At 56.3% G+C, this 26,244-nt stretch carries 22 protein-coding genes; 19 read left to right on the top strand and 3 right to left on the bottom strand.

What is annotated here, in order from left to right:
- The first annotated feature begins 5 nt into the window (after positions 1-5).
- A complete protein-coding gene (gene dinG / locus CPH17_RS04500) occupies positions 6-2,132 on the top strand; it encodes an ATP-dependent DNA helicase DinG (RefSeq protein ID WP_096298388.1) in 2,127 nt (708 codons plus the stop codon).
- A 53-nt stretch (positions 2,133-2,185) separates the two neighbouring features.
- On the opposite strand, the gene CPH17_RS04495 is transcribed toward dinG, so the two are convergent.
- Positions 2,186-3,262, bottom strand: coding sequence for a 3-deoxy-7-phosphoheptulonate synthase (locus tag CPH17_RS04495; RefSeq protein WP_096298386.1), 1,077 nt, complete (start codon positions 3,260-3,262; stop codon positions 2,186-2,188).
- Positions 3,263-3,590: 328 nt separating this feature from the next.
- Between CPH17_RS04495 and rpoE the strand changes: the two genes are divergently transcribed.
- Positions 3,591-4,190, top strand: a complete 600-nt coding sequence (rpoE, locus tag CPH17_RS04490) for an RNA polymerase sigma factor RpoE (RefSeq protein ID WP_096298384.1) — start codon at positions 3,591-3,593, stop codon at positions 4,188-4,190.
- A gap of 17 nt (positions 4,191-4,207) precedes the next feature.
- On the opposite strand, the gene CPH17_RS19865 is transcribed toward rpoE, so the two are convergent.
- On the bottom strand, positions 4,208-4,348 hold the full coding sequence (locus CPH17_RS19865) for a hypothetical protein (protein ID WP_156524111.1): 141 nt from the start codon (positions 4,346-4,348) through the stop codon (positions 4,208-4,210).
- Between the two features lie 35 nt (positions 4,349-4,383).
- Here CPH17_RS19865 and CPH17_RS04485 point away from each other — a divergent pair, with 35 nt between their 5' ends.
- The 10 genes from CPH17_RS04485 (at position 4,384) to acpS (ending at position 13,630) form a co-directional block, all read left to right on the top strand.
- Positions 4,384-5,136 carry a sigma-E factor negative regulatory protein gene (locus tag CPH17_RS04485; protein ID WP_096298382.1) on the top strand — a complete coding sequence of 251 codons (753 nt, stop codon included), beginning with the start codon at positions 4,384-4,386 and terminating at the stop codon, positions 5,134-5,136.
- A gap of 154 nt (positions 5,137-5,290) precedes the next feature.
- Positions 5,291-5,746 carry a SoxR reducing system RseC family protein gene (locus CPH17_RS04480; RefSeq protein ID WP_157742938.1) on the top strand — a complete coding sequence of 152 codons (456 nt, stop codon included), beginning with the start codon at positions 5,291-5,293 and terminating at the stop codon, positions 5,744-5,746.
- Between the two features lie 61 nt (positions 5,747-5,807).
- A complete protein-coding gene (locus CPH17_RS04475) occupies positions 5,808-7,217 on the top strand; it encodes a DegQ family serine endoprotease (protein WP_096298378.1) in 1,410 nt (469 codons plus the stop codon).
- 189 nt (positions 7,218-7,406) lie between these two features.
- Positions 7,407-9,221: a translation elongation factor 4 gene (gene lepA / locus CPH17_RS04470; RefSeq protein ID WP_074396654.1), complete on the top strand. Its 1,815-nt coding sequence runs from the start codon at positions 7,407-7,409 to the stop codon at positions 9,219-9,221.
- A 15-nt stretch (positions 9,222-9,236) separates the two neighbouring features.
- Positions 9,237-10,031 carry a signal peptidase I gene (gene lepB / locus CPH17_RS04465; protein WP_074396653.1) on the top strand — a complete coding sequence of 265 codons (795 nt, stop codon included), beginning with the start codon at positions 9,237-9,239 and terminating at the stop codon, positions 10,029-10,031.
- Positions 10,032-10,092: 61 nt separating this feature from the next.
- Positions 10,093-10,785, top strand: a complete 693-nt coding sequence (gene rnc, locus CPH17_RS04460) for a ribonuclease III (RefSeq protein WP_074396652.1) — start codon at positions 10,093-10,095, stop codon at positions 10,783-10,785.
- Complete coding sequence (era, locus tag CPH17_RS04455; RefSeq protein ID WP_074396651.1) at positions 10,782-11,681, top strand: GTPase Era; 900 nt, start codon at positions 10,782-10,784, stop codon at positions 11,679-11,681. The genes rnc and era overlap by 4 nt, the downstream gene beginning before the upstream one ends.
- A gap of 8 nt (positions 11,682-11,689) precedes the next feature.
- On the top strand, positions 11,690-12,382 hold the full coding sequence (gene recO, locus CPH17_RS04450; RefSeq protein ID WP_074396650.1) for a DNA repair protein RecO: 693 nt from the start codon (positions 11,690-11,692) through the stop codon (positions 12,380-12,382).
- Positions 12,383-12,412: 30 nt separating this feature from the next.
- Positions 12,413-13,249: a pyridoxine 5'-phosphate synthase gene (pdxJ, locus tag CPH17_RS04445; RefSeq protein WP_074396649.1), complete on the top strand. Its 837-nt coding sequence runs from the start codon at positions 12,413-12,415 to the stop codon at positions 13,247-13,249.
- Positions 13,250-13,252: 3 nt separating this feature from the next.
- A complete protein-coding gene (gene acpS, locus CPH17_RS04440; protein WP_074396648.1) occupies positions 13,253-13,630 on the top strand; it encodes a holo-ACP synthase in 378 nt (125 codons plus the stop codon).
- Between the two features lie 8 nt (positions 13,631-13,638).
- Here acpS and CPH17_RS04435 read toward each other — a convergent pair whose 3' ends face one another.
- Entirely contained in the window at positions 13,639-16,332 is a 2,694-nt protein-coding gene (locus tag CPH17_RS04435; protein ID WP_074396647.1) for an ATP-binding protein, read from the bottom strand.
- Between the two features lie 95 nt (positions 16,333-16,427).
- On the opposite strand from CPH17_RS04435, the gene cysM reads away from it, so the two are divergent.
- The 7 genes from cysM to rluF are packed head-to-tail and all read left to right on the top strand — an operon-like array spanning position 16,428 to position 26,241.
- Positions 16,428-17,324, top strand: coding sequence for a cysteine synthase CysM (gene cysM / locus CPH17_RS04430; protein ID WP_074396646.1), 897 nt, complete (start codon positions 16,428-16,430; stop codon positions 17,322-17,324).
- Positions 17,325-18,728 carry a TRAM domain-containing protein gene (locus tag CPH17_RS04425; protein ID WP_074396645.1) on the top strand — a complete coding sequence of 468 codons (1,404 nt, stop codon included), beginning with the start codon at positions 17,325-17,327 and terminating at the stop codon, positions 18,726-18,728.
- 60 nt (positions 18,729-18,788) lie between these two features.
- Complete coding sequence (gene relA / locus CPH17_RS04420) at positions 18,789-21,065, top strand: GTP diphosphokinase (RefSeq protein ID WP_074396644.1); 2,277 nt, start codon at positions 18,789-18,791, stop codon at positions 21,063-21,065.
- The gene (gene mazG / locus CPH17_RS04415) at positions 21,065-21,895 is read left to right on the top strand and encodes a nucleoside triphosphate pyrophosphohydrolase (RefSeq protein ID WP_074396643.1); all 831 of its coding nucleotides are present in this window, start codon (positions 21,065-21,067) and stop codon (positions 21,893-21,895) included. The genes relA and mazG overlap by 1 nt, the downstream gene beginning before the upstream one ends.
- A gap of 37 nt (positions 21,896-21,932) precedes the next feature.
- Positions 21,933-24,581: a phosphoenolpyruvate carboxylase gene (ppc, locus tag CPH17_RS04410; protein WP_074396642.1), complete on the top strand. Its 2,649-nt coding sequence runs from the start codon at positions 21,933-21,935 to the stop codon at positions 24,579-24,581.
- A gap of 42 nt (positions 24,582-24,623) precedes the next feature.
- On the top strand, positions 24,624-25,169 hold the full coding sequence (locus CPH17_RS04405; protein ID WP_074396641.1) for a DUF924 family protein: 546 nt from the start codon (positions 24,624-24,626) through the stop codon (positions 25,167-25,169).
- Positions 25,170-25,212: 43 nt separating this feature from the next.
- Entirely contained in the window at positions 25,213-26,241 is a 1,029-nt protein-coding gene (gene rluF / locus CPH17_RS04400) for a 23S rRNA pseudouridine(2604) synthase RluF (RefSeq protein ID WP_074396640.1), read from the top strand.
- Positions 26,242-26,244: the final 3 nt, after the last annotated feature.

Raw genomic sequence — 26,244 nt, 5'->3', positions numbered from 1 at the left:
GCCGCATGCTAGATACTGGCCTTAAAAGCGAAATTCAGGACGCTTACCGTCGCGTGGTGGAAAACCTTGAGTTGACTCCACGCTACGGTCAGCGGCTGATGATTGCCGAGATTGCTCGCACGCTGGGTGATATCGAAAGCGATGGCGACGGCAAGCGCACAAGCGACAGTCATGTGTGTGTGCTTGAGGCTGGCACGGGGACAGGCAAAACCCTGGCTTATCTAATCGCCGCGCTGCCTATCGCCAAAGCGCGTGGCAAGCGGCTGATTGTCTCGACCGCAACGGTTGCGCTTCAGGAGCAGGTGCTCAACCACGACTTGCCGTCTCTGGCGAACCATAGCGGTTTGGCATTTCGCTACGCGCTGGCTAAAGGGCGCGGGCGCTACGTATGCGTAGCGCGGCTTGATCAAGCGTTGGAAGGGACCGAGCCAAATCCCACGCTGTCGCTGTTCGAGCAGTCTTTACAGGCACAAAGCAGTGATTTTGGCCTGATTGCCAGCGATATGGCTGAGGCTTACGGTCAGGGGGAGTGGGAAGGCGACCGCGATAACTGGCCGCATCCGATTGACGATGCCCACTGGCGGCGTTTGACCGTCGATCATCGTCAGTGTACCGGACGACGCTGTGGCCATTTTGGTGCCTGTGCATTTTTCCGTTCTCGCCGGGAACTGGAAAACGCCGACGTCATTGTGGCCAACCATGACTTGGTGCTGGCCGATCTGGCGCTGGGCGGCGGGGCCATCTTACCGGACCCGGCCGACTGCATCTTTGTGTTTGACGAAGGCCATCATCTGCCCGATAAGGCGCTGTCGCATTTTGCTCATCGCTTCGCTATCAATGGCTGTTTACGCTGGCTTAAAACCCTCAAAAGCAGCTTGACCGACCTGCATCAAGGGCTTGCCGTCCAACCGACGATTGCTCGGTTGCTTGCTGGCTTGCCCGAGCTTATTCATGCCCTGGAGCCGGCGTTGGGCGATGTGTTCAGCATGGGGCATCAGCTTGCAGGGCGCGCGAATGGGTTGGCTGACGAAGAAAGCACGCTTCAGTCGCGGTTTGAAAAGGGCCAAATTCCCGATGCGCTGCACGAGCAGGCCGAGCAATTGGTGGTGATGTTTGCCACGCTGTCGCGCAGCCTTGAAAGTATCAACGATATTTTGCGCGAAAGCCTCGACCCGGATAAGCAAACCGGCCTTGAGCGCGAGCAGGCGGAAGCTTGGCTGCCATTGGTGGCGCTGCTTCACGGCCGGGCACTAGAGGCTCACGCGCTATGGCAGGCGTTCAGCGAGCGCGATGCCGCTAATGCGCCGCCTAGCGCGCGCTGGATCACGCTAAGCCGTGTCGCGGGAGAGCCGGAACTTGAATTTTCGGCAAGCCCGGTATCTGCCGCGCATACCTTGGCGAAACACTTGTGGGGGCGCTGCCATGGCGCTGTGGTCACATCTGCCACGCTCACGGCGCTGGGGCGTTTCGAGCGGCTTCAGGAGCGAGCGGGGCTGGCCAATCGCTACCGTTATCAGGCGCTGCCCAGCCCGTTTGATTACGCCAACGCTGTATTAAGCGTGCCCAAGGAGGCGACTGATCCAAGCGATAAAGAAGCCCACGAAAAAGCCATCGTCGATTTCGTGACAAAGCTGGCGGATCGCGAGGCGGCGCTGGTGCTGTTCTCATCGCGTGCACAGCTGCGCGGGGTAGAGAAAGCGCTGAGCGAATCGGTCAAGGAGCGCGTACTGGCCCAAGATGCCTTGCCCAAGCGCGAGTTGATCGAGCGCCATCGCGCGGCGGTGGATAGCGGTAAGGGCAGTATTATTTTCGGCTTGGCGAGTTTTGCCGAGGGCATCGACTTGCCAGGGGATTATCTTACGCATGTTGTCATCACCCGGTTGCCGTTTGCGGTGCCGGATGACCCGGTGGGAGCAACGCTCGCCGAGTGGATTGAGAGTCAGGGCGGTAATCCATTTATGCGCATCAGTGTGCCAGACGCATCAATCAAGCTGGTGCAGGCCTGTGGCCGGCTGATCCGCAAGGAGAGTGATACAGGCACGATTACGCTATTGGATAAGCGTGTTATCACGCGTCGATACGGTCAGGCGTTGCTGGATGCGTTGCCACCTTTCCGGCGAGAAATCGCCTAATGACATTACGCTCGCCCACTGCGCAGGTCGCACGCAGTGGGCGATAGGGGAAGCTACGACCGGTGGCGTTTTTTTAGCACCGGTGCGAGCTTGTCATTCATGCGGGTAAACGTTTCAACGGTTGTTGGCCAATCAATGCAGGCATCGGTTATCGAAACGCCGTATTGAAGCTCGTTAATATCGGCAGGGACTTTTTGATTGCCCCAGCCAATGTTGGATTCCACCATAAGACCGATAATGGAGGTATTACCTTCGAGTATTTGGTTGGTCACGTTTTCGAGGACCAGTGGCTGTAGTGCAGGGTCCTTGTTCGAGTTGGCGTGAGAGCAATCGATCATAATGTTGGCGGAAAGGTTGGCTTTTTTGAGTTCCTGTTCGGCCAAGGCGACACTGACGCTATCGTAGTTGGGTTTGCCGTTGCCGCCGCGTAGGACGACGTGTCCATAGCCGTTGCCACGGGTGCGTATAATGGCGACTTGGCCTGACTGGTTAATGCCCAGAAAATTGTGTGGGTGGGCAACAGACTGTAAGGCATTGATGGCCACATCCAGGCTGCCATCGGTGCCGTTTTTGAAGCCCACAGGTGAGGAAAGGCCTGATGCCATCTCGCGGTGGGTCTGCGACTCGGTGGTGCGGGCGCCAATCGCCGACCAGCTAATGCAGTCCTGCAGGTACTGTGGCGAGATCGGGTCGAGCGCCTCAGTTGCCAGCGGCAAGCCGATCTCGGCAAGATCTACCAACAGTTTGCGCGCGATATGCAGGCCTTCATCGATTTCAAAGGAGTCGTTAAGATGAGGATCGTTAATGAGACCTTTCCAGCCCACCGTAGTGCGGGGTTTTTCGAAATACACCCGCATTACAATGTAAAGGCTATCGCTAACTTGGTCGGCGAGGGTGCGCAGACGCCTGGCATAATCCAGGGCGGCGTCGACATCATGAATAGAGCAAGGGCCAACCACCATCAATAAGCGTGGGTCGCTACCGTCCAGGATACGCTGAATGGTGTGACGGCCCTCAATGACGGTGCGCTCGGCAGCTTCGGTAAGCGGCACATCTTGCTTAAGGGCTTCAGGGGTAGTGAGCACGTCCTGGGCAAGGACGTTAAGGTTGTTGACCTGCTGATCTGACATTGTGCTACCTGTGCATGCGTAATGGGCGACTAAAGACGCCTACTATCGCTTGTCGACGCAGTAAAAATCAATTGTTGTGGAACTTAACAATGATAAATGAAGTCAGCCGCTGGGTTTTGAGCAAGGGGGTAAACGCTTGATGCGCCGTGTAGAACGCGTAACACTTAGCCAATAATCGGCGATCACGTTACAGTACCGTTTTATGTCATTCGTATAATTAACCAATGCCCAAGGAACGCTATGTTGCTTGCTGTTAATGCCCAGTGTATCGGGTTAAAAGGAAGAGTAGTGCTCGGTGATCACTGCCCGAGTGAGAGGGGGCGCGTGAATGAGCACTCGTGAAACAGATCAACAGCTCGTTGAGCGTGCTCAAAAAGGCGACACCCGCGCATTTGATCTGCTGGTAAAAAAATATCAGCACAAAATTATTGGCTTGATTGGGCGCTACGTGCATGACCACGCCGAGGTCCACGATGTTGCTCAGGAGGCCTTCATAAAAGCCTACCGGGCACTGGGAAAGTTTCGCGCTGAAAGTGCTTTTTACACCTGGATGTATCGAATCGCGATCAACACCGCAAAAAATCATCTTGTGTCGCGCGGGCGTCGCCCGCCAGGTAGCGACCTAGATATTGTCGATGCCGAAATTATCGACCAAAGCGGTCGCTTGGCCGATTCCGAGTCGCCTGAGGCTGCTATTGCGCGGGATCAGTTGGAGGCCGCTGTATATGAGGCAATCGAAAAGTTACCGGATGATTTACGCACTGCAATTACGCTGCGCGAGTTGGACGGGCTGGCATACGAAGATATTGCGCAGGTTATGCAGTGTCCCGTGGGCACGGTGCGTTCACGTATTTTCAGGGCGCGCGAAGCCGTTGACGAACATATTCGACCTTTAGTGACCACGGCACGGAACAGGCGAGAAGATTAATGGTCAATGTGGGTACGTTAAAAGCGTGATGGCGAAAAACTACGGATGACCGTGAACTGTTTGGTGGCATCACCGTCAAAGCCATTACATTCCCAATGGGAAGCTATAGTGAAGTTGCCGGTGAATGCCAGCGTAGACGCAATACGTACGATGGCCATTAGCGCTTCTTCTCAACAGTGTGAGGGTGTGAAGTATGAGTCAAAACACACGGGAATCACTTTCGGTATTGATGGATAGTGAAAGTGATGAGCTAGAGTTGCGCCGAGTGTTGAAGGCACTACCGAACGATGACGATGCCGCTGAAACGTGGCGACGCTATCATTTGGCTCGTAGCATGATGCGTCGTGAACGTGATGTGGATGTCAGCGTTGATCTCTCTGCTGGTGTCATGGCTCGTTTGCAAGATGAGCCTGCTCCAGCGCTGGATGATGCGACTGCACATAGCCGTACGGGTAATGTGTCATTTGTGCGCGGTGCAGGCGTTGCAGCGGCGGTATCGCTGATGGTGATCACCGGCGTGCAGTTCTTCGGCAATAGCAGTGGAACGTCACAGTCGCAGCAGGGGGGTGGAGTGGCTTCAAGCTCCGAATCGACGACATCTAATCAGGTGCAGCCGGTAAACCTCGCGTCCACACCGTCTGTTACCAATAGCCAATCAGCAGGCACTCAGCAGGGCGAAATGCCCATGTTTGAGCAAACCCCTTTTAGGATGAGTGGGCAAGGATCGGGAAATGGCCTGATGAACGTTAGTGAAGGCGGCTTCTCCGGTTCAGGTCAGCAGCAAAGCGTATCGGCTCAGCAGGGTACTAATATCGATGTTGAGCAACTTCGCATGTTGCAGTCTTATCTTGAGCAGCAGACTCAAGGTTCGGCAGGGGGCCAAAACGATCAATGGTCACCTTTGATGCATTCATCCGGTGCCACAGAGCCTTTGGGGCAACGCTGATCAGTCCGGCTAGTCAGCGATAGGACAATTATACAAATGGACGTTGGAAAGAGGTGCACTCTATTTCAACGTCCATTTTTTATGGTCGTAAACAATACAACGGTTGTTAACCACTTAATCAGCGCTCTTAAGAAGCAGTGTGGGAGTCAATGTTGTGTCGGCAGCATCAAATGAAGCATTTATTAAGCGCCAAGGGCGAGTCGTGGGCTACCACGCGCATGGAGTTATCGTCGAAGTCGCGGCCTCGCCTGGCTGCATGCAATGTGCTAAAGGTCAAGGCTGCGGGGCAGGGCTGCTTGAACGCCGACCTGCCTGGCAGGTGTCGGTAGATACGCGGCTGCCGCGCGACAATGATGACGAGCTGGCACTGAATAGCGAGGTAACGTTGGTGATGCTTAAGACGTCCATGACATGTTTAGCGTGGCTGGTCTACGGATTGCCGCTCTTAATGGCCTTGGCTATCGCTGGGTTATTTGGCACGCTCAGCGATGAGATGTGGTTTGCACCGAGTCTTTTCTTCAGCGTCTTGATTAGTGGCATGATAGGCCTTAAATACGCGTTAGGTCGGCGTGCGGAGCACTTCCGTCCGCGGTTGGCTGATGCATCTTGATCGGTGGCTCACGGTGAGCTGCATTGATTGGCTTGATGGTGTTTTCAGTAGGAGCTCTTGCATGAAGCGCTTAAACTTTCCCTCTGCGTTGTGGATGTGTTTTGTATTGTTGCTCTTTGTGGCGCAAAGCGCCCAAGCACAAAATCTGCCGGATTTTACCGACCTCGTTGAGCACGCCGCTCCTGGGGTGGTGAATATTTCTACCAGCCGAACGGTGCAGCGCGGCGGGCCTTCCTTTGATAACTTCGGTGGTCAGGAAATGCCGGAGATTTTTCGTCACTTCTTTGGCGATAGCTTCCCCGCGCCGCCAGGAGGGGGGCAGGGGCGCAGCGAAGAGCGTCAATCACTGGGCTCTGGCTTCATTATTAGCGAAGATGGCTACGTGATGACCAATGCGCACGTGGTGCAGGACGCTGACGAAATTCTCGTTCGTTTGAACGATCGGCGCGAGTTAACCGCTGAGCTAATCGGCAGTGATCCACAAACCGATGTGGCACTACTTAAGGTCGATGCGGATGCTCTGCCCACCTTGAATCTGGGAGATTCGGATGAGCTTCGCGTAGGTGAATGGGTCGCCGCCATAGGCTCGCCATTTGGCTTTGATCATTCGGTGACGGCGGGTATTGTCAGCGCGATTAATAGAACGCTCCCGCGCGATGCCTATGTGCCGTTCATCCAAACCGATGTGGCGATCAATCCGGGTAACTCAGGTGGGCCATTGTTTAACCTCGATGGCGAAGTCATCGGTATTAACTCACAGATTTTTACGCGTAGCGGCGGGTTTATGGGAGTTTCATTCGCTATCCCGATTAACGTTGCGTTGGATGTGGCCGATCAGCTTCGCGAAGATGGGCACGTTAACCGTGGCTGGTTGGGAGTCATGATCCAGCCGGTGTCGCGTGATTTGGCTGAATCATTTGGCATGGAAGAGGCTGAAGGCGCGTTGATCGCCGATTTGGATCCTGATGGCCCCGCAGCAAAAGGCGGTCTTAAAGCCGGTGATGTCATCCTGGAAGTTAACGGTGAAGCCGTGGATCGCTCGAGCAGCCTACCGCGTCTGATTGGCCGGGTGGCACCGGGAGATGAAGTGGATCTACGGCTCATGCGTGATGGTGAAGAACGTAGTGAAGCCGTAGAGCTAGGTAGTTGGCCTGATGCCGAGGGGGCGCCCGCTTCATCATCTAGCGATAGCCAAGTGCGCCTTGGTGCTTCGGTTGCTGAAATAGACCAGGAAACCCAAGAGCAGCTTAATCTGCAAGGTGGCGTAATAGTGCGTGAAGTTGAGCCCGACAGCGTGGCGGCTCGCGCTGGCCTTCGCGCAGGCGATGTGCTGGTTAGTTTGGATCATCGCAGCTTATCGTCACCCGAAGAGTTGCGCCGCATCGTTGAAGAGCTACCCACTGATCGAGCGATTCCCTTGCGTCTCTATCGCGATGGCCGCTCGCTTTTCGTAGCGCTGCGTTTTGAATAATTGAATTAGCGTTTCTCCGTCAGGCAGTCCGCCGTCAAAATCGGTGGGCTGCCGTTTTTTTGCCCTGATTTTTGTACATAGCACCAAGACCGTCGTAACGGTACAATGGCGACAAATTTTGATGCGCACCGCAAGGACTGATGGTTTGTCTTTCCTGAGTGCGTACTCCAAGCGGATTAAAAACGGCCAATGACCAGCGAAAACCCAAGCAAGCTAACACATATACGTAACTTCTCGATCATTGCCCACATCGATCACGGCAAGTCCACGCTTTCAGACCGGTTAATTCAAACCTGCGGTGGTTTAACTGAGCGTGAATTGAAAGAACAAGTGCTTGATTCCATGGATATCGAGCGCGAGCGTGGCATTACCATTAAAGCGCAATCGGTGACGTTGGACTATACCGCCCCTGACGGCCAGGTATATCAACTCAACTTCATCGACACGCCTGGGCACGTGGACTTTTCTTATGAAGTGTCGCGCTCGCTATATGCCTGCGAAGGCGCCCTATTGGTTGTGGACGCCGCCCAGGGCGTTGAAGCACAGTCAGTGGCCAACTGTTATACCGCCGTCGAGCAGGGCCTGGAAGTATTACCGGTGCTGAATAAAATCGATTTGCCCCAAGCGGATCCCGACCGGGTAGCTCAGGAAATCGAAGAGATTATTGGCATTGATGCCACCGATGCCTGCCAAGTCTCAGCGAAAAGCGGGATTGGCATCGACGCGCTGTTAGAGCGCTTAGTGCGTGATATCCCTCCCCCGAAAGGTGACCCTGACGCCCCTTTGCAAGCGCTTATTATCGACTCTTGGTTCGATAACTACTTGGGTGTCGTCTCTTTAGTCCGCCTTTTCGACGGTACGCTGCGCAAAGGCGATAAGATCCGCATCAACTCCACCGGGCGGGACTGGAACTCCACAGAAGTAGGGATTTTTACGCCGCTGCGCAAACAGACCAATATCTTACGCGCGGGAGAAGTCGGTTTCATTGTGGCGGGTATTAAAGACATCCACGGTGCGCCAGTGGGGGACACGATTACCCACACTAAAACGCCCGATGTGCCGCGACTGCCTGGCTTTCAGAAGGTCAAACCTCAAGTATATGCGGGTATGTTCCCGGTCAGTGCCGATGACTACGAAGAATTCCGCGATGCGCTCGAGAAGCTGGCGCTTAACGATGCGTCGCTTGAATACGAGCCCGAAAACTCAGATGCGCTGGGCTTTGGCTTTCGCGTGGGCTTTCTGGGCACGCTCCACATGGAGATCATTCAAGAACGCCTGGAGCGCGAATACGACCTAGACTTGCTGACCACCGCGCCGACCGTGGTCTATGAGCTGGCCATGAAAAATGGCGATCTCAACTATGTCTCGAACCCCTCCAAACTGCCGGATATGGCAGATGTCGAGCACATGCGCGAGCCAGTAGTGCGTGCCAGTATTCTCGTGCCCCAGGAATTCGTCGGCAATGTAATTGCCGAGTGTGAACAACGCCGTGGCACTCAGTTGGATATGCAGTTTCTCGGCAATCAGATCCAGCTGACTTACGAATTACCAATGTCTGAAGTCGTGATGGACTTCTTTGATCGACTGAAGTCTATTTCACGTGGCTATGCCTCGCTTGAATATAATTTTGAACGCTTTGAGGCAGCCCAGTTGGTTCGCCTGGACGTGTTGATTAACGGTGATAAAGTAGACGCCCTGGCAGTGATTATTCACCGTGATCACGCTCACACGCGTGGCCGCCTGCTGGTGGAGAAAATGAAAGAGTTAATCCCCCGGCAAATGTTTGATGTCGCGATCCAGGCGGCTATTGGCGGTCAGGTAGTGGCACGCTCCACCGTCAAGGCGCTGCGCAAGAACGTGACCGCTAAATGTTATGGCGGTGATGTCAGCCGTAAGAAAAAACTGCTAGAGAAACAGAAAGCTGGTAAGAAACGTATGAAGCAGGTCGGTCGGGTGGAAATCCCCCAGGATGCCTTCCTTGCTGTACTCAAGGTTAACGATTAGGGACGACTTCCACCCATGGATTTTGCATTACTGCTGGTACTTGCCGTCGCGCTTTCTGGCGTTATCTATTTGCTCGATGTGGTCTGGTTACGCCCCAAACGGCGTGAGCGGGTTGCCCACGCCGATGCGAATACCGTAGAGGGACTCGATCAGGCGACGCGTGACAAGCTGCTTAAAGAGCCGTGGCCCGTCGATTACTCACGCTCTTTCTTTCCGGTATTGCTGGTAGTGCTGGTGGTGCGTAGCTTTGTCGTCGAGCCGTTTCAAATTCCCTCTGGCTCAATGCGGCCAACGCTTGAAGTGGGTGATTTCATACTGGTCAACAAATTTGCCTACGGGCTACGTTTGCCGGTCATCAATACACGCTTTCTTGAGGTCGATGACCCTGAACGTGGCGATGTAATGGTGTTTCGTTTTCCCGAAGAGCCTTCGGTTAACTTCATTAAGCGCGTAGTCGGGCTGCCCGGCGACCGTATTCGTTATGAAGACAAGCAGCTTTATGTCAACGGCGAAGCGGTGCCCAAAGAGCTGATGGAAGAAGATGTTTCTCAGCAGCTATTGCTTGAAGAGCGTTTAGGTGAAATTGAACACTATATTTATAACAATCCCCGGGATTCTGGGCCGCAAATGCGTGAAGTTGAAGTGCCTGAAGGCCACTACTTCACCATGGGTGACAACCGTGATCACTCCAACGACAGCCGCTACTGGGGGTTTGTGCCTGAGGAAAATATTGTCGGGCGCGCCTTTGCCGTATGGATGCACTGGGACGGTGGGCTGCCAAGCTTTACCGACGTGCGCCGCATTGAGTGATAAGGCCAACCGTTATGTATAGTCATTATTTTTTAGTCAACGTCAACGACGTAGGGGCCCTGTGAGTACTTCGTTAACCGCTTTTTGCCGACGCATCGGCCATACGTTCGGCGATGCCACGCTGATAGAACTGGCCATGACCCACCGCAGCTATGGCGGTCGTAACAATGAACGCCTGGAATTTTTAGGTGACTCAATCGTCAACTTCGTGATTGCTGAAGCGCTTTACCAGCGTTTTCCCCAGGCGCGAGAAGGGCAGCTTTCCCGACTGCGGGCGCGTCTGGTGAAAGGGCAAACGCTTGCTGAACTGGCTAGAGAAATGACATTTGGTGAGTGCTTACGGTTAGGCTCAGGCGAAATGAAAAGCGGCGGTCATCGCCGGGAATCGATTTTAGCGGATGCGGTTGAAGCGGTGATTGGTGCTATCTATTTAGATGCGGGCATGGACGCGGTTCGTGAGCGCGTTCTGGCATGGTACGCCGAACGGCTAGCGAACATCTCGCTGCAAGATACTCAAAAAGACCCGAAAACGCGGCTGCAAGAATTTCTCCAGTCCCGACAAGCTGCGCTGCCGCGTTATGAAGTAGTGAGCGTTAAGGGAGAAGCGCATGCGCAGATGTTTACCGTAGAGTGCTATATCGATTTGTTAACTGAACACACTACGGGTAAAGGTCCGAGCCGCCGCCACGCAGAGCAGCAGGCGGCCGAAGAAGCGCTTGCCTACCTTGAAAAACGTCCTGGAGACAATGCATGAGCCAAACCTGTGGATTCGTTGCGATTGTCGGTCGCCCCAATGTCGGCAAGTCCACGTTGATGAACCGTATCTTGGGGCAAAAGATTTCAATTACCTCCCGGCGGCCTCAGACCACGCGCCATCAGGTGATGGGAATTAAAACGGAGGCGGACGCCCAGTTTATTTATGTCGATACGCCTGGCATGCACATCATGTCGAAAGATCGCAATAAAGCGATCAATCGGTTTATGAACCAGGCAGCGACCCAGGCATTGCGTGACGTAGACTGCGTGGTGTTTATTATTGACCGCACCCGCTGGACAGATGAGGACCAAGCGGTGCTCAAAAGGCTTGAGCACGTTAAGGCACCGGTGGTATTAGCGGTTAATAAGGTGGATCGGCTAAATGACAAAGGCGATTTGCTGCCTTGGCTGGCCGACGTGGGAGCCCGTCGCGAGTTTGCCGCCATCGTGCCTATTTCTGCTAAACATGGGACTCAGGTAGAAACGCTGGAAGAAGAAGTCGCCAAGCATCTGCCCGAGAGCGTTCACTATTTCCCTGAAGACCAAATTACCGATAAAAGTCTGCGGTTTATGGCAGCAGAGCTGGTGCGCGAAAAAGTCATGCGCCAGTTGGGCGACGAGTTGCCCTACCAGATGACCGTGGAAATCGAAGAGTTTCGCGAAACTGAACGCGTTACACATATCAGCGCGCTGATTCTAGTCGAGCGTCAGGGGCAAAAAGTCATTCTGATCGGCGAGAACGGCGAGCGAATCAAAAGCATCGGTCGTGAGGCACGCTTGGATATGGAGCGGGCGTTGGGCACCAAAATTATGCTTAACCTGTGGGTGAAGGTGAAACGGGGCTGGTCGGACGATGAGCGCGCGCTTAAAAGCCTGGGCTACGATCTCGATTGAGCAGGGCAATGTCAGCGGAGCCGGCCTTCTTGCTGCACCGCAGGCCCTACCGAGAAACCAGTGCGCTGGTGGATCTTCTTACGCTGCATCATGGTCGGATTCGCGCGGTGGCTCAAGGCGGTCAGCGACCATCGTCAAAGTCGCGTCAGCGTCTGCAGCCGTTTACACCGCTGTTGGTGACGTGGCGAGGCGAACGTGAACTCAAACGCCTGACGCTGATGGAGTCCCGTGGGCAGACGGCGCTGCTGGCTGGCGAGGGCCTGTTGTGTGGGTTTTATGCCAATGAAATCGCCACGCGCCTGCTGCCGTTGGAACTTCCTGCTGGGGACGTCTTTGCTTTTTATACGGCCTTGCTTGAAGCGCTGCCGGTGCCCGCTGCCCGCGCGCTCGCTCTGCGGCGTTACGAGTGGTCGCTGCTGGAGGTTTTGGACGCTACACCGCGCTTCTGTACGCCCGATGGTGGCGCACTCGACCCTCAAGCACTGTATCGCTTTGATGCATCGAGCCGCGCGTTTATTCCGGCAGCCAAGGGGCTGGATGGTCGTACTCTGCGCTATATTGACCACCATGACTGGCAGGAACCCGCTTTAGCCAACGCCTTAAAAGCCATTATGCGCGCTGCACTGGCGCCACATCTTGGTACGACGGCGTTACGCTCCCGCGAATTAATGCACGACCTCGCCAAACGTCGTCAACGCTAGGCTGTCACTTTTTTATCACCGGAGGCCATTATGCATCCACCTCGGATACTGCTCGGGGTCAACATCGACCATATCGCCACTCTTCGCCAAGCGCGTGGTACGCGCTATCCGGATCCGGTTCAGGCGGCGCTGATAACTGAGGAGGCCGGGGCCGACGGCATCACTGTGCATTTGCGCGAAGACCGCCGTCATATTCAACTGCGCGATGTAAAGCTGCTTGCTGAAGTGCTCAATACGCGTATGAATCTTGAAATGGCCGTCACCGAAGAGATGCTGACGCTAGCCGAAGAGATTCAGCCTGCCCACGTGTGCCTTGTTCCCGAAAAACGCGAAGAGCTGACCACCGAAGGTGGTCTGGATGTGGTCGGCGGCTTTGACGCCATTGCCAGCGCCTGCCAACGCCTTGCCGCCGCCGGTTGCGAGGTGTCGTTATTTATCGACCCCGACGATGAGCAAATTGATGCCGCCCAGCGTGCTGGAGCCCCCGTCATCGAATTACACACCGGGGCTTATGCTGAAGCGCGCCCCGGTAGCGAGATGGCAATGGCGGAGTACCAGCGGTTGACGGCGGCCGCAACACACGCGGTTTCACTAGGGTTAGTGGTCAATGCCGGTCATGGTTTGCATTACCATAATGTGGAAGCCATTGCGGCGTTGCCTGGGGTTAATGAATTGAATATTGGCCACGCGATTATCGCCCGTGCGCTTTTTGTTGGCCTAAAAGAAGCCGTTCAAGAGATGAAGCGGCTGATTATAGCGGGCCAGGAAGCCGGACTTATGGCGGCGTTGGATGCACACGACCACGACCACGACCACGACCACGATCATCGGCATGACGCTTCCCATAGCGGCTGCTGCGGACACTAGCGCGTGATTGTCGGTATTGGCTCTGATATTGCGCGGGTTGAGCGCTTTGCTCGGGCGTTACAGCGCCACGGGCCGCGCTTTGCGCTGCGTATATTAGGGCCCGACGAACACGCCGTTTGGCAGCAAAAATCGCAGCCCACTGCGTTTCTTGCCAAGCGGTTTGCGGCTAAAGAGGCGTTTGTGAAAGCGCTAGGTTTGGGGTTGCGCCACGGGCTGCAGTGGCGCGATATTCAAGTGCACAACGACGAGTTGGGCAAGCCGTTTCTTGAGCTTCACGGGACTGCCGCTGAAAAGGCGGCGGTCGCCGGAGTGACTACCATGCATATTACCCTCAGTGATGAAGACGACTATGCCATCGCTTTTGTGGTTTTAGAACGCTAAGTCCCCGCTTACCCTAACGAACTGCGCTGGGCGATGAGTTTGTCCATGGCGTGGTAAAGATCATCAATTAACGTATCTACATGGTCTAGCCCGCTGGTACGCAATCGGGTTTCCAACGTCTCGACTATCAGCGCCAACTCGGGCGCGCCGCAGTAGCGGCTTGCACCATTCAAGCCGTGAACGCTGTCCAGCAGGGCTTCCAGATCGCGTTGTTGAAAAGCGGCGTCCATTTCAGCTCGGGTGGCGGGCAGGTTATCGATCAGCCGCCTTAATTGGGCTCGCGCTAAATCCTCTTTGCCTCCCGCTAAGCGGGCGCCCAGCGTAAGGTCGATCACCGGTAGCGTAGCGGCTGCAGCGCTAGGCGATACCTTCTTTGGCTGCGGGGAAGACCCTTCCGGGGGGGGGATGCCCAGAAAGCGGCTTAGCAACTGCCCCAATTCATGCTCGTCAATCGGTTTGATAATCACGTCGTCCAGCCCTTCTGCTAACCAGCGTTGTCGCTCGCTGTTCAGGGCGTGGGCGGTTACCGCGACAATTGGGCAACGACTCCAGGCGGCATTAATGCGTCGTAGCGCTTGGGTCGTTTGTAGCCCATCCATTCCCGGCATGCGTATATCCATAAACACCATGTCAAAGGTGTGGTCACGGCCTATCTCAAGCGCTTTTTGACCACTTTCCGCCAGGCTGATATGCCGCCCAGGTGCTTCCAATAAAGCACTGAGCAGTTGCCGGTTTGAGGTGTTGTCATCGACGACTAATAACCGATACCCCTCATCGGCGGCGGGTAATGCCGGAAGGGGCGCGCTGGGTTGAGGCCGTGCCTCGCCGACCGGCACCAATAAATGGGTCAGCGAGGCAACCAATTGCGCGCGGGTGAATGGCTTACAGAGCAATTCACCTTTGAAGGGGAAGTCGAGCTGGGGTAGGTCAAAGCTGGAACCGTTCACCAGGACCAGTGCAGGGCACCCCGCAGCGCTGATAAGCGCCTGCCACTGAGCAAGGGCAGTGTTTTGTAAATCATCCTGATCAAGACTGATCAGCAATAAGTCACTGGTCGCGTCGCTTGAAAGCGCAACGGGAATCGCTCCCCAGCGTTCCAGTAAATGCTCAAGCACATGACGCGTCGTGGTGTGTGGCTCGTGCACGCGAATGATTGGGCCGTCAAGGTGTAACTCCGGGCGGCGTTCGTCAGCGTTTGGCGCCTGGAGGGGAAGGGTGAATGAGAATGTCGCGCCTTTGTCTAGCTCGCTCTCAACGCTAATTTCCCCGCCCATGCGTTGAATGAGCTGACGGCATATGGTTAAACCGAGTCCGCTGCCGCCAAACTGGCGAGGGTGACTGGGCTCGGCTTGGGAAAAGGCGCTGAACAGCTGTTGCTGGTGGTCTTCGCTCAGGCCGATGCCCGTATCGCTCACGCTTATATTCAGCACGACATGCTTACCCGCGTAGTGTTCCAGCATGACCCTCACCACGACATCGCCCTGGTGGGTGAACTTTAGGGCATTACTGATCAGGTTATTGAGCACTTGGTGGAGTCTGAGTGGGTCGCCGCATAGCGGTGTCGGCACATCATCGTAAACCATAGCGACCAGATGAAGGTGCTTGCGCTGGGCCTCGGGGGCGTGAAGGCCAAGAATTTCGTCCACTAACGTGACGATGTCGATATCGGCTTCTTCCAGAGTTAAGCGGTTAGCTTCCAGCTTGGAGAAATCCAGGACATCATTGACCAGCATCAGCAGGTTATCGCAGGCACGGTGCACGTGTTGCAGCCAATCGCGTTGGCGTTCATCGAGGGACGAGCGGCCGAGCAGTCGACAAAAGCCGATGATACCATTAAGCGGAGTACGGATTTCATGACTCATATTGGCCAGAAATTCGGACTTGACCGTATTGGCGCGCACCGCGCTGCGGTGAGCAAGGTCGAGCTTGATATTCTGTTCTTCGATGGTTTCCATTGATTCTTGAAGTTCGCTGGTCGCCTGTTCGATTTGCGCTTGCATATCGTGTTGGGCACGCTGTAGATGGCTGGCCAGTGCATTGATTTGTTTGGCTAGTTGGTCGAGTTCAATGGCGTTATGGGGCGTAGCCGTTTGCTCATAATCGCTCCGCGACAGGCGATATAGAGCATGACTAGCTTCTTCAATGGGACGTGTGACATAGCGGCTAATGGCAAAGGCAATCAAAAACAGGCAAAGCCCGAGGAGCATTCCCCCCAGGCTTAAACTGGCAATCAATTGATAGCGGGCAAGGTTAAGCGACTGAGTATCTATCGTGGCTTCCAGCCAACCCACCCGTGGGGCGGCTGCATTATCCATTGCGGCGATCTCAAGGGGCACTTGCAAGCGCCACACGTCATCGGTAGTTGAGAGCCGCGTGGTGTCAGGTGGTGACGAGGTTGGCGATGCGTCGGTGGTGCGTCCACGTACCAGCAGGCGGCTATTTTGATCATCAAACACGCTAACGGCGTTAACGCCTTCCTGTTCGAGGAACTGTGAGGCGTGGGTCTCTAGCTGGTCAATGTCGGTGTCCGCCAGCGCCTCTGCCATGCTTGGGGCAATGTATTCGCTGGCGCTGACAATCCGTTCTTCCAAAAGCGCCCGGGATTTATGGTCGTTTTGCACGACGAGCAGCACCGCCATGCAGGCATAAACCACGAGCGGTAGGCCAAGCAGCGCAAAAAGAAGTCGTGTGTTCAAAGACATGAAAGCAGCCTGCTGAGATTCAAGAGGGTAACCTGTCCAGTGTACGGTAGCACCGATATAATGCAGGGTAACGGTCACGATAAGGAATCGATGCGATGGATTATCCCACGTTAGAAGAGGTAATTGGCAATACGCCGCTGGTACGTCTGAAACGTATTAGCGCGGGGCGCAACAATACCCTCCTGGCGAAACTCGAAGGCAACAACCCAGCGGGGTCGGTGAAAGACCGGCCAGCGTTGTCGATGCTCAGTGAAGCAGAAGCGCGGGGTGACATCGCTCCCGGCGATACGCTGATCGAAGCCACGTCGGGCAATACCGGCATTGCCCTGGCCATGGCTGCCGCCATCAAAGGCTATAGGATGGTGTTGGTGATGCCTGAAAGTGCTTCCGAAGAACGCAAGCAGGCAATGGCGGCATTCGGGGCTAAGCTGGTGTCGGCGAGTAAAGAAGGCGGCATGGAAGAGGCGCGGGATATTGCCGATGGCATGATTGCGCGGGGTGAGGGTAAGCCGCTCAACCAGTTTGCCAATCCGGATAACCCGCTGGCTCACTACCGCACAACCGGGCCAGAAGTGTGGCGACAAACGGGCGGTGAAATGACCCACTTTGTCAGTTCCATGGGAACGACGGGCACAATCATGGGGGTGTCGCGCTATCTGAAAGAGCAAAACCCAGCGATTCAGATCGTCGGCCTGCAACCCGCTGATGGGGCGAGCATTCCGGGTATTCGGCGCTGGCCGCAGGAATATTTGCCGGCCATTTTTGAAGCGCCGCGCGTAGATGTCACGCTGGATATTGCGCAGCACGAAGCCGAAGAGCACATGCGGCGTCTGGCGCGTGAAGAGGGTGTCTTTGCGGGCGTCTCATCCGGGGGGAGTCTGGCGGGAGCGCTGCGTATCGCCGAACAAGCCGAGAATGCGGTCATCGTGTTTATTGTCTGCGACCGCGGAGACCGCTACCTCTCCACGGGCTTATTTGCCCCGGAGGTATAGATGGCCATGTTGGGTAAACGGCGGCCACCGCGTCCTGCCTCAGGGCATTCAGGATTGGCACGCCAACAAACGAGCAAGACGCCCAATCAAACGCTGCACGACGCAACTGAGCTGGTGGTGGAGCGCTTAGCCCACGATGGACGAGGGGTTGCCCATAACAGTGCGGGCAAAACGGTGTTTATCGACCAAGCGCTGCCCGGTGAGCATGTTGAAGTGGCCGTTCACCTGACTCGCAAGCGTTACGACGAAGCCCACGTCAAAAAACTGCTGAGCCCATCAGCCCAACGCGTTACGCCACCATGCCCGCATTTTGGCCAATGTGGCGGCTGCGATTTACAGCATCTGGACATAGTGTCGCAACGTGCCCATAAAGCCGAAGCCGTGCGCGATTTGTTGGCCCGCCAAGGCATCGCCATCGGCGCGATTGAGGCGTTGTACAGCGATGTGCAAGGGTATCGTCGGCGCGCTCGTTTGGGGGTCAAGGTCGATAGTGACGGCCAACCGCGGTTAGGCTTTCGTGCCGCACATTCCCACCGGCTGATCGATATTGAACGCTGCGTAGTGCTGGTGGATGCGCTACAAACCCTCATAGCGCCCTTACGTACGCTGTTGGCAACACTTGAAGCACCGCGCCAGGTCGGGCATATCGAACTGCTGTCAACGGCCACACAGCAGGTCGTGCTGGTTCGTCAATTGAAAGCCAATGCGGCTGATGCTGAGCGATGGCAGGTATTTGCCGATCAATATCAGGTCGTACTAGGCACTTGGCTAGGGCGTGAGTCGCCGGTATTGCACTGGCATGGTGCGCCACCGGTGTTCGAAGAGACGCTCAAAACGCCTGATAATAGGCCGTTAACAATAAATTTCGAGCCGGGCGATTTTTTGCAGGTCAACGCCGCGGTTAACCAGCAAATGGTCACGACCGTCATGCGCTGGCTAATGCCCTCACCGGGCCAGCGGCTAATGGATTTGTTTGCCGGTATTGGTAACTTCAGCCTTCCGTTAGCGGCGTCTGGAGCTTTGGTGCATGCCGTGGAAGGCAGCCCTGCCATGATCGAACGACTTGCCGATAACGCGCACAGAAATCGACTGAATGTGACGGGCCAGCAGGCCGATTTAAGTGATCCGGATACCGTCGCCTCATTGCTCCAGGCGCAGGCTGATCTCGATGCTCTCGTGGTCGACCCACCGCGAAGCGGCGCGGAAGTCATTTGTCAGGGATTGGCACGCTACCCGGTCCCCAAGGTGGTCTATATTTCCTGTGATCCTGCAACGCTTGCCCGCGATGCGGCACACCTTGTGCATGCAGGTTACCGCATTAAGCAAGTCGCAGTGGCGGATATGTTCATGCACACTGCTCATATGGAAACGCTGATGCTGTTTGAACACACGGGGTGTGCGTAAACGCAGTTAGCCTCGGCAGCGGTTTAGAAAACCGTTGCCTCGAATGGATGAGATATCGTCATGGTAAAAGTGCGTGAAGACCAGCCGCTAACCAACAGCGGAACGGTGGACCTAAAACAATGGTTAACGCGCCTGCAAGAAGATGTGCGTCTTCCCGAACCTGAACGTTTACAACAGGCCTGCGAGCTTGCCCAAACCCTGGAGCTAGACGCACCAAGGTCGCATCGCGTTTGGCTGACGCCGGGTTCCAGCTTTCGCATGGGCCTGGAGATGGCCGACATTTTAGGTGAGCTCAAGCTTGACCAGTCGACGTTGGAGGCGGCGGTCCTCTACCGTGCGGTGCGTGAAGGTCTGTTGAGCCTGGAGACCGTTACCAAACGGTTTGGTGGCGAAGTCGCCAACTTGATCGATGGCGTCCTGCAGATGGCGGCAATTAGCTATCCGTTGGCCCCCAACCACGGCATGGGCCAGCACAACCAGCAGGAAAACCTGCGCAAAATGCTGGTCAACATGGTGGGGGACGTACGCGTTGCGCTGATTAAAATTGCCGAGCGCACCTGTGCGCTGCGCCAGGTCAAGGATGCGCCGCGGGAGAAATGCCTCCAGGTCGCCCGGGAAGTGGCCGATATATACGCGCCGCTGGCGCACCGTCTGGGTATTGGGCAAATCAAGTGGGAGCTTGAAGACCTATCGTTCCGCTACCTTCATGAAGACGAATACAAAGCGATTGCCAAGCTGCTGGCCGAAAAACGCCTGGACCGTGATCGCTATATCCACGATGTGGTGGAAACCATCAAAGGCTTGATGGAAGCTCAGAATATCCACCATTACGATGTAGACGGGCGCGCCAAGCACATCTATTCGATCTGGCGCAAAATGAAGCGCAAGCGGATTGATTTCTCCCAGGTTCATGACGTGCGCGCCGTGCGCATTCTGGTGCCTGAAGTGGCCGACTGCTACACCGTCTTGGGGATTGTCCATTCCCGATGGCACCACGTGCCCAACGAGTTTGACGACTACATCGCCAACCCCAAGAAAAACGGCTACCAGTCACTGCATACCGCCGTCATGGGGCCGGAAAATAAAGTCCTGGAAATCCAGATTCGTACTTTTGCGATGCACGACGAAGCCGAGCTGGGTGTCTGTGCCCACTGGCGCTACAAAGGCCACGACACCAACGCCAAGAGTCGTAGCTACGAGGAAAAAATTGCCTGGCTGCGCCAAGTGTTGGAGTGGCAGGACGAGGTTGGCGGCTTTGGTGACCTGCGCGAAGGGCTGTCCAGCGACGTCGCTCCGGACCGCATCTATGTGTTTACGCCCGACGGCCACGTCATCGATTTACCCCGGATCGCCACGCCGATTGATTTTGCTTACCGCGTGCATACCGAGATCGGCCACCGTTGCCGGGGAGCCAAAATCAACGGCCGTATCGTGCCACTCACCTATAAGCTAAAAACCGGCCAGCAGGTTGAGATTCTGACCGCGACAAAAGGCGGGCCAAGTCGTGACTGGCTGAACCCCAGCCTGGGCTATGTACGCACCTCCCGCGCTCGGGCGAAGATCCAAGCCTGGTTCAAGTACCAGGCCCGCGATCAGAATCTTGACGAGGGGCGTGCGCTGTTTGAACGCGAAATGCGCCGCTTGGATGTCGATGGACTCGACCTGCCCAAACTGGCTAAATCGGTTAACTACCAGACGGCGGATGATATGTACGCCGCGCTGGGGGCGGGCGACTTGCGCATTGGGCAAGTGCTTCACCAGGCCCAGCAGCTATTTGGGGAAACCGATGATCAGGAGCAGCTCGACCGACTGTTGGCCAAGCCCAAGCGTCAGTCCAGCAAGGCGACTAAAAGCGATATTACCGTGCTCGGCGTCGGCAACCTGAAAACCAGCATGGCCAACTGCTGTCGGCCGGTGCCCGGCGAGCCCATCGTCGGCTTTATTACCCAAGGGCGTGGCGTCACCGTGCACCGCCAGGACTGCAGCAATATCCTGCAGTTGCGTCTCGATGAACCCCAACGCATTATTGAGGTGGAATGGGGCGAACGCGCCGAGACGCGCTACCCTGTGACCATTGAGATCCAGGCCTGGGACCGCTCGGGCCTGCTGCGCGATGTCACGGGCCTGCTGGGCAATGAAAAAGTCAACGTGCTGGCGGTGAATACGCTGACCGACACTGACGAAGGTATTGCGCGGCTGCGCATCACCCTGGAAGTCGATGGCTTGGAAGCGCTGGGGCGTCTTTTCTCGCGTATTCAACAACTGCCCAATGTGACCGAAGTCCGTCGCCTGCGCGACACCGACCCCGAGAAAACCACGCGTAGGGGAGGGGCCTAATGCGTTACTCGCTGGATGATTTGCTTACCCTGATGCACGTGCTGCGTGACCGCGAGCAAGGTTGCCCTTGGGATATCAAGCAAGACTGGGACAGTATCGTCCCCCATACCCTTGAAGAAGCCTACGAAGTGGCCGACGCCATCGAACGGCGCGCCTTTGACGAGCTGCCCGGCGAACTGGGCGACCTGCTGTTTCAGGTGGTTTATTACGCCCAGTTTGCAGCGGAAGAGCAGCGTTTCGACTTTCACGATATCGTCGATACGTTGACCGCGAAAATGCTCCGCCGTCACCCGCATGTGTTCCCCGACGGCACTCTGGAATCGCGCCGCCCGCCGGGCGTCAGCGCCGACGACGTGCAAACCCAGCAGGTCAATCGCCGCTGGGAGGCATTAAAGGCTGATGAGCGCGCCGAGCGATCCAACCATCAAGTGCCCTCGGTGCTTGATGACGTGCCGCGCACCTTGCCTGCGCTTAGCCGTGCGGCCAAGCTTTCCAAGCGCGCGGCTCGGGTCGGGTTTGATTGGCCTGATTCGCAGGGCGTGCTGGCCAAAATCCGTGAGGAGCTTGATGAAGTTGAAGAAGCCCTCGCCGCTGGCGATAACGTTCACGCCCAGGAAGAAGTCGGCGACCTATTGTTTGCCGTCACTAATTTAGCCCGCACACTTGGGGCCAACCCCGAGCAGTGCCTGCGCAACACCAATGCCAAATTTGAACGTCGCTTCCGTTTTGTCGAGCGTGAGCTGGCAGCGGCTGGGCAGCCATTAGCGGATGCCTCTCTAGACGAGATGGAAATTCACTGGTTGGCGGCCAAAGCCGAAGAAACCCATTGATTAATCGTTTCCGCGACCCCTGCAAGGAGGCCACGCTATGAGCCATGACTTACACGAATCGCTACGCGATAACGTGCGTATCCTGGGCGACAGCCTGGGGCGAACCATTGCCGATGATCTAGGCCAATCCTTTGTCGATAAAATTGAAACCATTCGTGCCCACGCTAAGCAGGGTCGGCAGGGTGATTCGCTACAGCAACGCAATTTGATCGAATATTTGCGCCAACTGCCCGAGCAGGATTTACTGCCCGTCACCCGCGCCTTTAACCAGTTTCTAAATCTCGCCAATATCGCCGAGCAGCACTATCGGGCACGCTTTCGCCGCGTTGAAGACTATAAGCCGGGCTCGCAGCCGGTGCTTGGCGAGCTGCTCAAACGCGCCGAGCTGGCGGGTAACTCGCCGCGCAAGTTGGTCGAAACACTGGCCAATATGCGCGTTGAGCTGGTGCTCACCGCGCACCCGACTGAAGTCATTCGCCGTACGCTGATTCAAAAGTACGATGCCATCGACGACTGCCTGACGGCCATTGAAGGCTCTGAAGACTACCCCGAGCGCGGCACCCGTGCCCAAGGGCGGCTTGAGGAGTTGATCAGCCAGGCGTGGCATACCGACGAAATTCGCCACGAGCGCCCGACACCCGTGGATGAGGCCAAGTGGGGGTTTGCGGTTATCGAAAACTCACTGTGGCAAGCGGTCCCCGATTTTCACCGGGATCTGGACAACCTGCTGCTGGATACCGCAGGCGAGCGCTTGCCGCTGGATGCCGCGCCCATTCGCTATGCGTCCTGGATGGGCGGCGACCGGGATGGCAACCCGAACGTCACGGCAAAGGTCACCAAAGAAGTGCTTTTGTTAGGTCGTTGGATGGCGGCGGACCTTTACCTGCGCGACCTTGAACAGCTCAAGACCGAGCTCTCCATGTGGAAAGCCAATAGCGCCCTCAAGGCTGAGGCAGGCGATGTGGCCGAGCCCTATCGCGAAGTGCTGAAGCGCTTGCTGGCAAAGATGGAGTCCACCCGCGACTGGGCCAAGGCCGAGCTTGAAGGTCGAAACTATGACGGCGGCGCGATCATCGAGACTCGTGACCAGCTATATGCGCCCTTGCTGGCCTGCTACCGCTCGCTGTGCGATGTGGGCCTGGATACCATCGCCAACGGTGCGCTGCTGGATACACTACGCCGGGTCGCGGTTTTTGGCGTCACGCTGACCAAGCTCGACCTGCGCCAGGAAGCCAGTCGCCATGCCCAGGTAATGGAAGAACTAACGGATGCGCTGAACCTTGGCCGCTATCGCGAGTGGGATGAAACCCAACGTCAGGAGTTTTTGCTTGCCGAGTTTGCCTCGCGGCGCCCGCTGATTCCCCGCCGTTGGGAGTGTTCGGCGGAATCCCGCGAGGTGCTTGATACCTTCAAGGTGATCGCACAGGAACATGCCGAAGCGTTGGGCACCTATATCATCTCCATGGCCGCTGAACCGTCTGACGTGCTCACCGTGGCGCTGTTAATGAAAGAAGCCAGCGGCAACGTGACGTTGCCGATTGCGCCACTGTTTGAAACCCTTAACGACCTTGACCACGCGGGCGATGTGATCGACCAGCTGCTGGCGCTGCCGGGCTATCGCAAGCTGATGCGCAACGGCCAGGAAGTGATGATTGGTTATTCGGACTCGGCCAAGGACGCCGGCCAGTTGGCGGCGGCCTGGGCGCAGTACCGGGCCCAGGAGTCGTTGGTCAATGTATGTGAACGCCATGGGGTTGATTTAACGCTATTTCATGGCCGTGGCGGTACCGTCGGGCGTGGCGGCGGCCCCGCGCATGCGGCGATTCTCTCCCAGCCGCCGGGCTCGGTAAACGGCAGCCTCAGGGTGACCGAGCAGGGCGAGATGATTCGTTTCAAGTTTGGCCAGCCGGATATTGCCCTACGCTCAATGGAGATTTATGCCTGCGCCGTGCTGGAAGCAACGCTGCTGCCGCCGAGAGCGCCCGAGCCTCAGTGGCGCGAGGAGATGGACCAGCTTTCCAAGGTCGCCCACGCCGCTTATGTAGGGGTGGTGCGCGAAGACCCTGACTTTGTGCCGTACTTCCGGGCGGTCACGCCGGAAGGCGCGCTGGGCAGGCTGCCGCTTGGGTCGCGGCCCACCAAACGCCGCCAGGACGGCGGGGTGGAAACGCTGCGTGCGATCCCATGGATTTTCGCCTGGACGCAAATTCGCCTAATGCTGCCGGCGTGGCTGGGCAGTGGCGAAGCGTTCTCGCGTCGCTTAGAACAGCCTGGCGGTCGCGAGGTGCTGCAGGAAATGCGCAATGAATGGCCGTTCTTTGGTACCTACCTGGACATGCTGGAGATGCTGCTGGCCAAGGCCGACGTGGCGATTTCGGCCTACTACGAGCACCGTCTGGTGGACGAGCCCTCCCTCAAAGCGTTAGGTAAACAGCTACGCGAACGCTTTGCACGGCTGGAGGAAGCCGTGCTGGATATATTGCAGCAGCAAGAGCTGCTGGAAAATACCCCGCTAATTCGCCAGGCGATTGATGTTCGCAATCCCTACATCGACCCGCTCCATGGTCTTCAGGCAGAGCTACTGCAGCGTAATCGCGATGCCGATGGGGCGATCAGTGCCGATCTCTCACGAGCACTGATGGTCACCATGGCGGGCATTGCCGCCGGTTTGCGCAATACAGGTTAAGTTTTTTATTTCCACAGCGTTTATTACGACAAGGAGGCGTCAATGAAGTCGGATGCTCAAGCGGTACTTGATTTCTGGTTTGAGGAATTAACGCCTGTTCAGTGGTTTAAAAAAGACCCTATGATGGATCAGGCGATCCTCGAGCGGTTCGGCGCTCTGCATGCTCAAGCGGCCGCCTGCGAGTGCTACGCTTGGCGGCAAACGCCCCAAGGGCGGCTCGCGGAGATCATTGTGCTGGATCAGTTCTCGCGTAATATCTACCGCGACGATGCCCGCGCCTTTGCCACCGATGCGTTGGCGCTGGCGCTTGCTCAGGAAGCGGTGGCCGCTGGCGCCGACGCAGAGCTTTCCAGCAATCAACGGGTGTTTCTGTATATGCCCTATATGCATAGCGAGTCGGCGGTGATTCACGAGCGGGCAATGGCGCTTTATAACCAGCCGGGGTTGGAGAACAACCTAGATTATGAAGTGCGTCACAAAGCCATTATCGACCGTTTTGGCCGTTACCCGCACCGCAATGCGCTACTGGGGCGAACGTCTACCGATGAGGAACTGGCGTTCCTGAAGCAGCCCGGTTCGTCTTTCTAAGTTTTTAACGCTGCATTTATCCCTTTTAGCCACATGGCGTTCTATGTCGTTACGAAAATCTACCCGCATCAATAAATACATTAGTGAGAGCGGCCTGTGCTCGCGGCGGGAGGCCGACCGCTTTGTGGAACAGGGCAACGTCTGGATTAACGGCCGCCGGGCGACCACGGGTGATCAGGTGGTGGCGGGCGATCGGGTCAAAGTGAACGGCCAGGATATCGAGCCGCAGGAAGAGGAGGATTTGGTCCTCATTGCGCTCAATAAACCGGTGGGCATTGTCAGCACCACCGAGTCGAGCGAGAAAGACAACATTGTCGATTTTGTAAAACACGGCACGCGTATTTTTCCCATTGGTCGGCTGGATAAAGACTCCCAGGGGCTGATATTGCTCACCAATAACGGCGACTTGGTGAATAAAATCCTGCGTGCCAATAATCAGCACGAAAAAGAATATCGGGTAACGGTCAACAAACCGATCACTGATGACTTTATTCAAGGGATGCAAAGCGGGGTACCGATTCTTGGTCAGGTTACTAAAAAGTGCCATGTGGAGAAGGTATCCACGTTCGAGTTCACCATTACGCTGGTGCAGGGCCTGAACCGCCAGATTCGCCGCATGTGCGATTACTTCGGCTATGACGTTACCCAGCTTATCCGCACGCGCATCATGAATGTATCGCTGCAGGGATTGGCGTTAGGCGACTGGCGAGACTTAACGCCGAAAGAGATCGCAACGATTGAGGCGTTAACAGCAAGTTCAGAGGCTAAGCCCGCGCCGCCACCTACTGCAAAGCGTTCTAGCGGCCAGAAAAAAACGCGAAAAAGTGCCGCTGCTAGGCCAGGAAAGGGCGGTAAACCCGGTGAAAAAGCGTTAGGTAAAGGCGCAGCGAAACGCAGTGCCACCGGTTCGGGGCGGGCCAAACCCAAAAGCGCTGGCGGTAAACCAGCGCTTAAGGGCAAGTCGAGTGGTATGCCTTCTGGCAAGAAAGCCGCGGGGCGAGGCAAGCCTGGCAAGGGCGTTGCTGGCAGAAACAAGCCTATGAAAGGGAAGGCCTCTGCGCGCCGAAAGTAGTCG

Source organism: Halomonas sp. hl-4 (assembly GCF_900215475.1).
GTDB lineage: Bacteria > Pseudomonadota > Gammaproteobacteria > Pseudomonadales > Halomonadaceae > Vreelandella.
Note: the sequence above shows the minus strand (reverse complement) of the source record. Positions and strands in the feature narration are given on the sequence as shown.